Here is a 15305-nt window from a genome sequence, read left to right as displayed (position 1 = left end):
CACCGCACAGCTCCCCGCCCGACCCACACCCCTCCTGGAGACGAAGGCAGATGTCCGGCAACGAAGCCAAGCTCCGTGAGTACCTCAAGTTGGTCACCGCCGACCTCCAGGAGACCCGACAGCGCCTGCAGCGGACCGAGGCCAAGAGCAGGGAGCCCATCGCGATCGTCGGCATGGCCTGCCGCTACCCGGGCGGGGTGGCCTCGGCCGACGAGCTGTGGCGGCTGGTCGCGGAGGGCGGCGACGGCATCACGCCCTTCCCCGTCAACCGCGGCTGGGCAGAGGACCTGTACGACCCCGACCCGGACACCCACGGCAAGAGCTACGTCGTCGAGGGCGGCTTCCTGCACGACGCCGACCTGTTCGACGCCGGATTCTTCGGCATCTCGCCGCGCGAGGCGCTGGCCATGGACCCTCAGCAGCGACTGCTCCTGGAGACCGGCTGGGAGGCCTTCGAACACGCCGGTGTCGCCCCCGGCGCGCTGCGCGGCAGCCGTACGGGTGTCTTCGTCGGCGCCTCCGGCTTCGGCTACCTCACCGACATGCTTCATGTCCCCGAGCAGGTCAGCGGCTTCTCCCTGACCGGCAACGCCACCAGCGTCCTCACCGGCCGGCTCGCCTACACCCTGGGCCTGGAGGGCCCGGCGGTCACGGTCGACACGGCCTGCTCGTCCTCGCTGGTGGCGCTCCACCTGGCGGCGCAGTCCCTGCGGAACGGCGAGTGCGACCTCGCCCTGGCCGGCGGTGTCACCGTCATGCCGAGCCCCGGCGTCTTCGTCGAGTTCAGCCGCCAGCGCGGACTCGCGGCGGACGGCCGCTGCAAGCCGTTCGCGGCGGCCGCGGACGGCACCGGCTGGTCCGAGGGCATCGGCGTCCTGGTGGTGGAGCGGATGTCCGACGCCCGCGCCAAGGGTCACCGGGTCCTCGCCGTCGTGCGCGGCTCGGCGGTCAATCAGGACGGCGCCTCCAACGGCCTCACGGCGCCGAACGGCCCCTCCCAGCAGCGAGTGATCCGCGCGGCCCTGGAGAACGCCCGCCTCACGCCCGCCGACGTGGACGCGGTGGAGGCGCACGGCACGGGCACGACGCTGGGCGACCCGATCGAGGCCCAGGCTCTGCTGGCGACATACGGCGAAGGGCGGGACGCTGACCGGCCGTTGTGGCTGGGCTCGGTGAAGTCGAACATCGGGCACACCCAGGCCGCGGCCGGTGTCGCGGGTGTCATCAAGACGGTGATGGCCCTGCGGGCGGGTGTGCTGCCGCGCAGCCTGCACGTGGATGAGCCGACCCCGCACGTCGATTGGTCGGACGGTGGCGTCTCCGTCCTCACCGAGTCGCGGAGTTGGGAGGGGAGCGGTGAGGACGGCTTCCGCCGGGCGGCCGTCTCCTCCTTCGGCATCTCCGGGACGAACGCCCATGTGGTTCTGGAGGAGGCGGCCGTCGAGGCCGGGCCGGTGATGGTGTCCGGTTCCGGTGGACTGTCGGGGTCCCCTGTGGTGCCGTGGCTCGTGTCGGGGCGCACTCCTGAGACCTTGGCCGCCCAGGCGCAGCGGCTGGTGGGGGTGTCCGGTGACGCGGCGGACGTGGGGTGGAGCCTGTGGTCCTCGCGTACGGCACTGGAGAGCCGTGCGGTCGTGTGGGGCCGGGAGTCCGCTGAGCTGAGGGCGGGGCTTGAGGCTCTGGCGTCCGGTGGCGTGGCGGGGAATGTGGTCTCGGGGACGGCTGTGGCTTCCGGTGCGCCGGTCTTCGTGTTCCCGGGGCAAGGGGCGCAATGGTTGGGGATGGGGCAGGGGTTGCTGGAGTCCTCGCCGGTGTTCGCGGCGCGGATCGGGGAGTGCGAGACCGCTCTTGAGCCCTTTGTCGACTGGTCGTTGACGGAGGTGCTGCGCGGCGAGGACGACGCCTGGATGGGCCGAGTGGATGTGGTCCAGCCGGTGCTGTGGGCGGTCATGGTCTCGCTGGCGGCGGTGTGGGAGTCGCTCGGGGTCGAACCGGCCGCGGTGATCGGGCATTCGCAGGGAGAGATCGCGGCTGCGGCGGTCGTGGGCGCGCTCAGCCTGGAGGACGCGGCTAGGGTCGTGGCCCTGAGGTCGGCGGCCATCCGCGACGAACTCGCCGGTCGTGGTGGGATGTTGTCCCTGGCGACCGGTCCGGAGCAGGCGTCGGCCTGGGTTGAGCCGTACGGCGATCGCGTCGCGGTGGCGGTCTACAACGGGCCGGAGGCCACGGTTGTTGCCGGTGATCCGGAGGCGCTGGACGCGATTGCCGAGGTGGCGGAGAGCGCTGGTGTGCGGGCCCGGCCGGTCCCCGTGGATTACGCCTCGCACTCCGCGCACATCGAGGACATCAAGGCGAAGCTGCTGGACGTCCTGGCCCCTGTGGTGCCGCGAACGTCCCGGATCCCGCTGATCTCCACCGTCACCGGCGGGGTGTTGGACACGGCGGCGATGGACGCGTCGTACTGGTACGAGGGGCTGCGTCAGCCCGTCCGTTTCACGGACGCGGTCCAGGAGGCCGTCGATCAGGGCGACTTCCGGTTCGTCGAGGTCAGCGCGCACCCCGTCCTGACCATGGGACTCCGGGCGATCGCGGAGGCCGCCGACCAGCCCGTCACCGTCGTCGGAACTCTTCGCCGCGACGAGGACGAGAACGCCCGCTTCATCGCGAGCGCCGCCGAACTCTGGGTCAGCGGGACCGACATCGACTGGTCCGCCGTATTCGCGGGCCGTGCCGTGCGGCGGGTCGACCTGCCGACGTACGCCTTCCAGCGCGAGCGCTACTGGCTGGAGGCTTCCCACGCCACGGGTGATCCCGCCGAGTTGGGGCTCGGTTCCGCCGACCACCCGCTGCTGGGGGCCACCGTCAGCCTCGCCGCCGACGGAGGCCTTGTCCTCACCGGACGGCTCTCCCTCCGTGCCCACCCCTGGCTGGCGGACCACGCCGTAGCGGGGACGGTTCTCTTCCCGGGCACCGGATTCGTCGAACTCGCCATCCGTGCGGGGGACGAGGCCGGCTGCGGCCACCTCGACGAACTCACCCTCCAGGCACCGCTGGTCCTGCCCGAGCGGGGCGCCGTACAGGTCCAGGTCGTCCTCGCGGCCCCCGACGAATCCGGCCGCCGAGCACTGACCGTCCACTCCCGGGCCGATGAGATCGACGCACCCTGGACCGCGCACGCCGTAGGCGCCGTCTCGCCCGAGGCGGCACCGGCGCCGGTCGGTGAGTTCACCGTCTGGCCCCCGCAGGGCGCCGAGCCGGTCGACCTCTCCGGCTTCTACGGCGACGCCGAGGCCGCCGGTTACGGCTACGGCCCCGCCTTCCGTGGCCTCCGCGCGGCCTGGCGGCTCGGTGACGCCGTCTACGCCGACCTCGAACTGCCGCAGGAACAGCACGCGGACGCCGCCCGCTTCGGCATCCACCCGGCGCTGCTCGACTCGGCGCTCCACGCGATCGGGCTCGGCGCGGACGGCGGCCGGGACGAGGGTGCGGTGCGGCTGCCGTTCGCCTGGTCCGAGGTGACGCTGACGGCCACCGGCGCCACAGCGGCCCGGGTGCGGCTGGCCCCGGCGGGCGCGGACGCCGTGACGATCGAGGTCGCTGACACCGCGGGCCGAGCCGTGGCCCGAGTGGGGTCTCTTGAGCTGCGGTCGGTCCGCCCCGAGCGGATGACGGCGGCGGTCCCGGGCAACGACGGCCTCTTCACCCTGCGTTGGAGCTCCGTCCCGGCGGCGGTGCCCGACACCTCCGCCCCCTGGGCCGTCGTGGGCGACGACACGCTCGGCCTGGCCGCCGCCGCGCAGGTGGCCGGGGTGGCCGTGGACTCCTACCCGGACCTCGGCGGACTGCGGGCGGTGCTGGAGGCCGGGGTTCCCGCCCCCGGCACGGTCCTGTGTGCGCCGTCGTCAGGGGAGGGGCCGGAGGCCACGACGGCCGCGCTGCTCGGGCTCGTCCAGGAGTGGCTGGCCGACGACGCGCTCGCCGACTCCCGGCTCGCCGTCGTCACCCGGGGTGCGGTGGCGACCCGGACGGACGAGGACATCACGGATCTGCCGTCGGCCGCCCTGTGGGGGCTCGTCCGTACCGCCCAGACCGAGGCGCCCGGCCGGTTCCTGCTGGTCGACCTCGACCCCGGCGAGCAGGCCGTCGACGAGGTCACCGACGCCGTCGCCGCCGCGCTGGCCGCAGACGAGTCACAGGTCGCGGTGCGTGCCGGGGGAGTGCTGGCACCCCGGCTGGCCCGGGCCGACACCGGCGGTGCGCTGGTGCCCCCGGCCGGGGAGCGGGCCTGGCGGCTGGACACGGCCGCCTCCGGCACCCTGGAGGGCCTGCGGCTGCTGCCCGCCCCGCAGGCGCTCTCCGAGTTGGCGCCGGATGAGGTCCGGATCGGGGTCCGCGCCACGGGCGTGAACTTCCGGGACGTGCTGATCGGCCTGGGCATGGTGCCCGGCCAGACCGTCATGGGCAGCGAGTGCGCGGGCGTCGTGCTGGAGGCCGGCGCGGACGTCACCCGCTTCGCCCCCGGCGACCGCGTCGTCGGCATCGTCGACGGCGGCTTCGGCCCGCTGGCCGTGGCCGACGCCCGGATGCTGGCGCCGGTGCCCGAGGGCTGGTCGTACGAACAGGCCGCCTCGGTGCCGGTGGCCTACCTGACCGCGTACTACGGGCTGGTCGATCTGGCCGCCGTCCGGCCCGGCGACACCGTCCTCGTCCACGCGGGCGCCGGCGGAGTGGGCATCGCCGCGATCCAGCTCGCGCGGCACCTCGGCGCGACCGTGCTGGCCACCGCCAGCCCCGGGAAGTGGCATGTGCTGCGGGGCCTCGGTCTGTCGGACGACCGGATCGCCTCCTCACGGGATCCGCGCTTCCGGGAGGCCTTCGCCGACGCGGGGGTCGACGTCGTCCTCAACTCGCTCGCCCGGGAACTCGTCGACGCCTCGCTCGACCTGCTGGCACCCGGCGGACGGTTCCTGGAGATGGGCAAGACCGACCGCCGCGACCCCGCCCGGGTCGCGCAGGACCATCCCGGTGTCTCCTACCGGGCGTACGACCTGAAGGAGGCCGGAGCCGAGAGGTGCGGCGAGATGCTGGCCGAGGTGCTGGCCCTGTTCGAGCGGGGTGTGCTGCGGCACATGCCGATCACGACCTGGGACGTCCGGCGCGGCCCCGAGGCCTTCCGGTACATGAGCCAGGCGAAGCACACCGGCAAGGTGGTCCTCACAGCCCCGCCCGCCCTCGATCCCGAGGGCACGGTGCTGATCACCGGCGGCACCGGCACACTGGGCTCGCTCCTCGCCCGTCACCTGGTCACCGGGTACGGCGTACGGCGGCTGCTGCTCACCAGCCGGAAGGGGCCAAAGGCGCCGGGTGCCGCCGAACTCGTGTCGGAGCTGCGTGAGTTGGGGGCGACCGTCGAGGTCGCCGCCTGTGACGCGGCCGACCGGGAGCAGCTCGCCGCCCTGCTGGAGGGACGGCGGCTGACCGGTGTCATCCATGCCGCCGGTGTCCTCGCCGACGGCCTGGTCACCTCCCTCACCCCGGAGCAACTCGCCGCCGTCTGGCGGCCGAAGGCCGACGCCGCCCTCAACCTCCATGACCTGACCCGGGACCGCGACCTCGGCATGTTCGTGCTGTACTCCTCCGCCTCCGGCGTCTTCGGCGCCCCCGGCCAGGCCAACTACGCCGCCGCCAACACCTTCCTCGACGCGCTCGCCCAGCACCGCCGCGCCCAGGGACTGCCCGCCACCTCGCTGGCCTGGGGCCTGTGGGCGCAGGCCAGCGCCATGACCGGGCACCTCGCCGAGGGTGACATCGACCGGGTCGCGCGCAACGGCTTCGTCCCCCTCACCGACGAGACCGGCATCGCCCTGTTCGACGCCGCCACTGCCCGCGACGGCGCCCTCTTCGTGGCCGCCGAACTCGACACCGCCGCCCTGCGCGCCGCCGTCGCCGGGAAGCCCGTACCGCCGCTGCTCCGCGGCCTCGTCGGCGGCACCCGGCGCCGGACCGTCGAGGCGGCGGGCGGCGCGGACCGCGCCGGTGGGCTCGCGGCACGGATCGCCGGGCTTCCGCCCGCCGAGCGCGAACGCTTCCTGCTCGACCTCGTCCGCTCCCATGTCGCCACCGTGCTCGGCCACGCCGAGCCCGACGCGGTGGACGCCGAACGACCCTTCAAGGAGCTCGGTTTCGACTCGCTCACCGCCGTCGAACTGCGCAACCGCGTCAACGCGGCGACCGGCCTCCGCCTCCCGGCGGCCCTCACCTTCGACCACCCCACCCCGGCGGCCGTGGCCCGGCTCGTCGCCGGTGAACTGTCCGGCGTACGGGACGAGACGGCCACCGCCGTCGCCCACGGCGGGTCGGCGGACGAGCCCATCGCCATCGTCGGCATGGCCTGCCGCTTCCCCGGCGGGGTCGGCTCGCCCGAGGACCTGTGGCGGCTGGTCCGGTCCGGTGCTGACGCCGTCGGCGCCTTCCCCGACGACCGGGGCTGGGACATGGACGCCCTCTACGACGCCGACCCCGACGCCCGCGGCAAGACCTACGTGCGCGGCGCCGGACTCATGACCGACATCGCGGGCTTCGACGCAGAGTTCTTCGGCATCTCCCCGCGCGAGGCCCTGGCCATGGACCCGCAGCAGCGGCTCGCGCTGGAGGTCTCCTGGGAGGCCGTCGAGCGGGCCGGTATCGACCCGGCCGCGCTGCGCCGCAGCCAGACCGGAGTCTTCGTCGGAGCCCTCAACTCCGAGTACCTCTCCCGGCTCACCACGGTCCCCGACGACGTCGAGGGCTTCCTCGGCACCGGCAACATGCTCAGCGTCACCTCCGGCCGTATCGCCTACCAACTGGGCCTGGAGGGCCCGGCGGTCACCATCGACACCGCCTGCTCCTCGTCCCTGGTCGCGCTGCACATGGCCGTCCAGTCGCTGCGCAACGGCGAGTGCGACCTGGCCCTCGCCGGCGGGGTGACCGTTGTCTGCTCCCCGGCCGGGTTCGTCGAGATGAGCCGCCAGCGCGGGCTGTCGGTGGACGGCCGCTGCCGTGCCTTCTCCGCCGACGCCGACGGCTTCGGCCCGGCGGAGGGCGTCGGCATGCTCCTCGTGGAACGCCTCTCGGACGCCCGCGCCAAGGGCCACCGGGTCCTCGCCGTCGTCCGGGGATCGGCCGTCAACCAGGACGGTGCCTCGAACGGCCTGACCGCCCCCAACGGCCCGTCCCAGCAACGTGTCATACGGCAGGCGCTCGCGAACGCCGGAGTGGCGGCCGCCGAGGTGGACGTGGTGGAGGCGCACGGTACGGGGACGGCACTCGGTGACCCGATCGAGGCCCAGGCGCTCCTGGCCACCTATGGGCAAGAGCGGGACGGGGAAAAGCCGTTGTGGCTGGGGTCGATCAAGTCCAACATCGGGCACGCGCAGGCCGCCGCCGGTGTCGCGGGCGTCATCAAGATGGTGATGGCGATGCGCGAAGGCGTGCTGCCGCGTACTTTGCACGTCGAGGAACCCACCTCGCACGTGGACTGGTCGGCGGGCGGCGTACGGCTGCTGGCCGAGGAGCGGGACTGGGCCGTGAACGGCCACCCGCGCCGCGCCGGGGTCTCGTCCTTCGGCATCTCCGGCACCAACGCGCACGTCGTCCTGGAACAGGCGGCCGTGGATCCCGAGCCGGCGCCGGTCGTGGTCTCCGGCCCCGAAGGCCTGTCCGCCTCACCCGTGCTGCCGTGGCCGCTCTCGGCCCGCAGCGCCGCCGGACTCACCTCCCGCGCGGCCTCCCTTGCGGCGGCCCTGACGGAGACCGACCCCGCCTCCGCCGGCTGGGCGCTGGCCTCGGGCCGCTCGCCGTGGGAGCACCGGGCCGTGGTGTGGGGTCGGGAGAGCGCGGAGCTGACGGCGGGGCTGGAGGCTCTGGCCGCGGGTGCCGTGGCGGGGCATGTGGTGTCGGGTGCTGTGACGGGCTCCGGTGCGCCGGTGTTCGTGTTCCCGGGGCAAGGCGCGCAGTGGTTGGGGATGGGGCGGGGGTTGCTGGAGTCCTCGCCGGTGTTCGCGGCGCGTGTGGCGGAGTGCGAGGCGGCTCTCGGTCCGTTTGTGGACTGGTCGTTGACCGAGGTGCTGCGTGAGGATGACGACGCCTGGATGCAGCGGGTGGACGTGGTCCAGCCGGTGCTGTGGGCGGTCATGGTCTCGCTGGCGGCGGTGTGGGAGTCGCTGGGGGTCGAACCGGCTGCGGTGATCGGTCATTCGCAGGGGGAGATAGCGGCTGCTGCGGTCGTGGGCGCGCTGAGCCTGGAGGACGCGGCTCGGGTCGTCGCGCTGCGGTCTGCTGCGATACGGGATGAACTCGCCGGTCGCGGTGGGATGCTGTCGCTGGCGACCGGTCCGGAGCAGGTGTCGGCGTGGGTTGAGCCGTACGGCGAACGCGTCGCGGTGGCGGTCTACAACGGCCCGGAGGCCACGGTCGTCGCCGGGGATCCCGAGCCGCTGGACGAGATCGCGGCACTGGCCGAAGCCAGCGGTGTGCGGGCGCGTCGGGTCCCCGTGGACTACGCCTCGCACTCCGCGCACATCGAGGACATCAAGGCCAAGCTGCTCGACGCCCTGGCCCCGGTGGCGCCGCGGACGTCCCGTGTCCCGATGATCTCCACGGTGACCGGCGGGGTGTTGGACACGGCGACGATGGACGCCTCGTACTGGTACGAAGGCCTGCGTCGGCCCGTCCGCTTCACCGAGGCCGTCCAAGCGGCCTTTGAGCAAGGCCACTCCCGCCTGGTCGAGGTCAGTGCGCACCCGGTGCTGACCATGGGCGTCCAGGCCATTGCAGAGGCGTGCGAGAAGCCGGTCACCGTCGTGGGCACCCTGCGAAGGGACGAGGACGAGAACGCCCGCTTCATCGCGAGCGCCGCCGAACTCTGGGTCCACGGCACGGACATCGACTGGTCCGCTGTGTACGCGGGGCGTGTCGTGAATCGGGTCGACCTGCCGACGTATGCCTTCCAACACCGCCGCTATTGGCTGGAGTCGGGCACTGCCAACGCCGAGGTCAGCGGCGCCGGTCTCGCCGCGGCCGACCACCCGCTGCTCGGCGCCGCCGCGAGCCTCGCCCTCGACGGCGGGGTCCTGCTGACCGGCAGGCTCTCCCTCCGCACCCACCCCTGGCTCGCGGACCACAGCGTGGCCGGCACGGTGCTGTTCCCCGGGACGGGGTTCGTCGAACTCGCCGTCCGTGCCGGAGACGAGGTCGGCTGCGGCCACCTCGCCGAACTCACCCTCCAGGCACCCCTCGCCATCCCGGCGGACTCCGGGGTGCTCGTCCAGGTCGTCGTCGGCGCGCCGGACGAGCGCGGGTTGCGTGAACTGGCCGTCTGCTCGCGCCCGGAGGGAGTCGAGCACGACCACCCGTGGCTGAGGCACGCGGAGGGGTTGCTGAGTGCCGACGAGGTGCCGTCTGCGGCGGACCTCACCGCCTGGCCGCCGCCCGGCGCCGAGGAGTTGGACGTGTCGGCGTTTTATACGACGGCCGCCGCCGCTGGGTACGGCTACGGGCCCGTGTTCCAGGGGCTGCGTGCTGTCTGGCGGCGTGGTGAGGAGGTCTTCGCCGAAGTCGCGCTGCCCGAGGGGCAGAAGGGTGATGCGGCCCGGTTCGGGCTCCATCCGGCGCTCCTCGACGCCGCCCTGCACGCCATCGGCTTCGGATCCTTCGGTGGCGAACAGGGCACTCTGCGGCTGCCGTTCGCCTGGACCGGGGTCACCTTGTTCGCGGGCGGCGCGGAGAGGTTGCGGGTGCGGATCTCCTCGGCCGGTGACGACGCCCTGTGTGTTCAGGTCGCCGATACGACCGGTGCCCCCGTCGCCGCCGTGGACTCGCTGGTGCTGCGGACCGTCAGCGCCGAGCAACTCGCCGCCGCCGACGGGCCGGACACCGACTCGCTGTTCGTCGTGGAATGGATCCCGGTGCCCGTCCCGGAGGCCGTACGGGTGAAGCGCTGGGCGGTTCTCGGCGATACGGCACCGGTGCCGCCCGGCGCGACCGTCCACCCCGCCCTCGCCGACCTGCTGGCGGCGATCGACGCGGGCGCGCCCGCCCCCGAGGCGGTTCTGTGGGCGCCGCCCGCCGCCCCGACCGGCTCTTCCGCCGACGCGGCACGTCAGGTCACCGAGGCCGTCCTCGCCCTGGCCCAGGAGTGGCTGGTCGACGAGCGGCTGGCGGAGTCCCGGCTGGTGGTGGTGACCCGCGGTGCCGTCTCCACCGGCCGTGACAGCGACCTCACCGACCTGACGACGGCGCCCTCCTGGGGCCTGATCCGCTCGGCGCAGTCGGAGAACCCGGGCCGGTTCCTGCTGCTCGACCTGGACCCGGGGGTCGGGGATTCGCCGCTCGACCCGGAACCGGAGACCCGGCAATCGCAGTTCGACCTGGCCCCGGAGACCGGGCATTCGCCCCTCGACCTGCACCGGGCGTCAGAGGAAGTCGACCTGGTCGCCACCGCGATCGCCGGCGCCTTGGAGGCCGGCGAGAACCAGGTCGCCGTACGCGAAGGGGCCCTGCTGGCCATGCGCCTGGTGCGACCCGGGCGAGGGGGCTCGCTGGTGCCGCCCACGGACTCCGCCTGGCGGCTGGACACCGCGGCCTCCGGCACCCTGGACGGGCTCACCCTGCTGCCGTACTCGGAGGCGGACGCGCCGCTCGCCGAAGGAGAGGTCCGGGTCTCCGTCCGCGCCGCCGGGGTCAACTTCCGGGATGTGCTGATCGGCCTCGGCATGGTTCCCGGCCAGACCGTCATGGGCAGCGAGGGCGCCGGAGTCGTCACCGAAGTCGGTCCGGGCGTCACCCGGTTCGCCCCCGGCGACCGCGTCCTCGGCCTCATGGGCGGCGCCCTCGGCCCGCTCGCCGTCACGGACGAACGGGTCCTGGCCCCCGTACCCGAGGGCTGGAGCTTCGAGCAGGCCGCGTCCGTCCCGGTGGTGTTCCTGACCGCCTACTACGGCCTGGTCGACCTCGCCGCGATCAAGCCGGACGACACCGTCCTCGTCCATGCGGGCGCCGGAGGCGTCGGCATGGCGGCGATCCAGCTCGCCCGGCACCTCGGGGCGACCGTGCTGGCCACGGCCAGTCCCGGGAAGTGGGGAGTGCTGCGGGGCCTGGGCCTGAGCGACGAACACATCGCCTCCTCGCGGGACCTGGACTTCCGGGAGGCATTCGCCGACGCAGGTGTGAGCGTGGTCCTGAACTCGCTCGCCCACGAGTACGTCGACGCCTCCCTCGACCTGTTGAAGTCCGGCGGCCGCTTCCTGGAGCTGGGCAAGACCGACCGCCGTGACCCCGCCGGAGTCGCCCGGGACCACCCCGGTGTCTCCTACGCGCCGTACGACCTGGCCGACGCCGGAGCCGACCGTATCGGCGAGATGCTCAGCGAGATCCTGCGGCTCTTCGCGGCCAGGACGCTCCGGCCGCTGCCCGTGACCGCCTGGGACGTCCGCCGGGCCCCGGAGGCGTTCCGGTTCATCAGCCAGGCGAAGCACGTCGGCAAGGTGGTGCTCACCATGCCCCGCGCCCTCGACCCCGAGGGCACCGTGCTGATCACCGGCGGCACCGGCACCCTGGGCGCGCTCCTCGCCCGCCATCTGGTCACCCGGCACGGCGTACGGAACCTGCTGCTCACCAGCCGACAGGGACCGGACGCCCCCGGCGCCGACGCACTCCTCGCCGAGCTGACCGAACTGGGCGCCGCCACCGAGATCGTCGCCTGCGACGCGGCTGACCGTGAACGGCTCGCGGGCGTGCTCCACGGCCGCAGCCTCACCGGGGTCGTCCACGCCGCGGGTGTCCTGGCGGACGGCGTGTTCGGCGCCCATGGCAAGGAGACGTTGGCCCACGTGTGGCGCCCCAAGGCCGAGGGAGCGAGCCACCTGCACGAGCTCACCCGGGACCACGACCTCGCCCTGTTCGCCCTCTACTCCTCCGCAGCCGGGCTCGGCGGCGGCGCGGGACAGGCCAACTACGCCGCCGCCAACAGCTTCTTGGACGCCCTCGCCCACCAGCGGCGCGCCCAGGGCCTGCCCGCGCTCTCCCTCGTCTGGGGACTGTGGGAACAGGCCAGCGCCATGACCGGCCACCTCGACCGGGCGGCAGCCGACCGAGCCCGGCAGAACGGCCTGGTCAAGCCCATGGACAGCGACAAGGGCCTGGCCCTCTTCGACGCCGCCCGACGGCTGGACGTGGCCCTCGCCGTACCGGTCCGGCTCGACCTGCCCCTCATGCGCGCCCGCGCCCGCGGCACCGCCGACATCCGGCCGCTCTTCCGCGCGCTGGTCAAGGCGGGCGGCCGGGGCCGGGCCGCCGACGCCCGGGCCGGTGCCGACGGCGCCGCCGCGCTCACCGCCGCCCTCGCCGGGCTCAGCGCACCCGAGCGCGAACACCGGCTGCTCGACCTCGTCCGCACCCACGCGAGCGCGGTCCTCGGTCACACCGGCCCCCAGGCCGTCGCGGCGGGGCGGCCCTTCAAGGATCTCGGCTTCGACTCACTCACCGCGGTCGAACTGCGCAACCGGCTCGGCGCCGCCACCGGCGTCCGCCTCGCCACCACCGTGGTCTTCGACCAGCCCACCCCGCTCGCCCTCAGCAGGCACATCCTCGACAAGATCGCACCTGACCCCGCCGTCCCGGACGACCGGACCGGGGACGCCGAACTCGGCCGCGCCCTGGCCGCCATCCCCCTTCACCGCCTGCGGGAGGCGGGCCTCGCCGAGACGCTGCTGCGCCTCGCCCGTGCCGTGGAGGACGAACCGACCGCCCCCAGTGACGACGACGGAACCACCGAAGCCATCGCGGACATGGAGGTCGACGACCTCGTCCGGATGGCCCTCGGGGATGCCGACTCCGACTCCTGAGACGACAGACCCGAGAAGACGGAGGCGCCATGACCCACCCGACGGGAAACGACCAGAAAGACAAGGTCGTCGCCGCCCTGCGCGCTTCCCTGACCGAGACCGAACGGCTGCGCAAACAGAACCGGCAACTCCTCGCCGCCGCCCGCGAACCCATCGCGATCGTCGCCATGGCCTGCCGCTACCCCGGCGGCGTCCGCTCGCCCGAGGACCTGTGGCGGCTCGTGGAGACCGGCACGGACGCCGTGTCCGCCTTCCCCACCGACCGCGGCTGGGACCTCGAAGCGCTCTACGACCCCGACCCGGACCGCCCGGGCACCTCCTACGTCCGCGAAGGCGGATTCCTCTACGACGCCGCCGACTTCGACGCCGACCTCTTCGGGATCTCCCCCCGCGAGGCCCTGGCCATGGACCCGCAGCAACGCCTTCTCCTGGAGACCTCCTGGGAACTCTTGGAGCGCGCCGGAATCGACCCGGCACAGCTGCGCGGCAGGCCTGTCGGCACCTTCGTCGGCGGCGGCCACTCCGGCTACGTCACCGACGGCGCACGTCTGCCCGAGGGCGCCGAGGGCTACGCCCTGACCGGCAGCACCTCCAGCGTCATGTCCGGCCGCCTCGCCTACACCTTCGGCTTCGAGGGCCCCGCCGTCACGGTCGACACCGCCTGCTCGTCGTCCCTGGTCGCCCTCCACATGGCCGTCCAGGCCCTGCGCAACGGCGAGTGCGAGATGGCCCTCGCGGGCGGCTCCGCGGTGCTGACCAACCCGTTCCCCTTCGTCGAGTTCAGCCGCCAGCGCGGTCTCGCCGCCGACGGCCGCTGCAAGTCGTTCGCCGCGACGGCCGACGGCACGGGGTGGGCCGAGGGCGCGGGCGTGGTGCTGCTGGAACGGCTGTCGGACGCCCGCCGGCACGGACACCAGGTGCTGGCGGTCGTACGGGGTACGGCGGTCAACCAGGACGGTGCGTCCAACGGTCTTACGGCGCCGAACGGACCCGCCCAGCAGCGCGTCATCCGCGCCGCCCTCGCCAACGCCGGGCTGACCCCGGTCGACGTCGACGCCGTCGAGGCACACGGCACCGGCACGGCTCTGGGCGACCCGATCGAGGCCCACGCGCTGCTGGAGACGTACGGCCAGGGGCGCGCGGAGGGCGCGCCGCCGCTGTGGCTGGGCTCGGTGAAGTCGAACATCGGCCACACGCAGTACGCGGCGGGCGTCGCGGGTGTCATCAAGATGGTCATGGCGATGCGGGCGGGCGTCCTGCCCCGCACCCTGCATGTCGACGAACCCACCCCGCACGTCGACTGGTCCGCCGGCTCGGTCGAGGTGCTGCGGGAGGACGTGCCCTGGGAACCGGGGGAGCGGCCGAGGCGGGCGGCGGTATCGGGCTTCGGGATCAGCGGGACGAATGCCCACGTCATCTTGGAACAGGCCGAAGAGGAACCGGCGGTGGAGTCTTCTCCGTCGGTGGGGGGCTTGGTGCCGTGGGTGTTGTCGGCCGGGTCCGCTGAGGCGCTGGGGGCGCAGGCGGAGCGGTTGGCGGGCGCGGTGGGTTCGCTTGACCCGGTGGATGTGGGCTGGTCGTTGGCGACCGGTCGGGCCGGGCTGGGGCATCGGGCGGTGGTATGGGGTCGGGACAGTGCCGAGCTGACGGCGGGGCTGGGCTCGGTGGAGTCCCCTGGCGCGGTCGCCGAGGGTCGGCTCGCGGTGTTGTTCACGGGTCAGGGTGCGCAGCGGGCTCGGATGGGTGCGGAGCTGGCGGCCGAGTTCCCGATGTTCGCGAAGGCGTTGGGCGAGGTGTGCCAAGCCTTTGAGGGACTGCTGCCCCAGTCGCTTGGGGAAGTGCTCGCGGATGATGGCGAGTTGTTGGACCAGACGGTGTTCACGCAGGCCGGTCTGTTTGCGATGGAGGTGGCGCTCTTCCGGTTGGCGGAGTCCTGGGGTGTGCGGCCGGACTTCGTCATGGGGCATTCGATCGGTGAGCTGACAGCGGCGTGTGTGGCGGGGGTGTTCTCTCTGGAGGACGCCTGCCGGCTGGTGGCCGCTCGGGGTCGGCTCATGCAGGCGCTGCCCGAGGGTGGGGCGATGCTCGCGGTGCAGGCCGCGGTCGAGGATGTTCTGGCTTCTGTCGGGGAGCGGGTCGATCTGGCGGCGGTGAACGGGCCGACCTCGGTGGTGCTCTCCGGGCCGGAGGCCGAGATCGATGCTGTACGGGAGCACTTTACGGAGGCCGGGGTCAAGACGCGGCGGCTGAAGGTCTCGCACGCCTTCCACTCCTCGCTGATGGAGCCGATGCTCGCCGAGTTCGAGGAGATCGCTTCCGGTATCTCGTTCCAGCCGCCCCGCATACCCGTGGTGTCGAATGTGTCGGGTCGTGTCGCGGGCGAGGAGCTTCAGACCGCCGCCTATTGGGTGCGGCACGTGCGGG

2 protein-coding genes are annotated in these 15305 nt (G+C 73.4%); both read left to right on the top strand.

The window, feature by feature from the left end:
* Positions 1-50 precede the first annotated feature (50 nt).
* Positions 51-12881 carry an SDR family NAD(P)-dependent oxidoreductase gene (locus AC068Z_RS42070; protein WP_478569029.1) on the top strand — a complete coding sequence of 4277 codons (12831 nt, stop codon included), beginning with the start codon at positions 51-53 and terminating at the stop codon, positions 12879-12881.
* On the top strand, positions 12878-15305 hold a 2428-nt coding region (locus AC068Z_RS42065; RefSeq protein ID WP_478569035.1), incomplete at its 3' end, for a type I polyketide synthase. The genes AC068Z_RS42070 and AC068Z_RS42065, both read left to right, overlap by 4 nt.

The organism is Streptomyces sp. NPDC043726 (assembly GCF_056436565.1).
The sequence above is the reverse complement of the archived record's forward strand: the minus strand, read 5'-3'. Positions and strand labels throughout refer to the sequence as shown.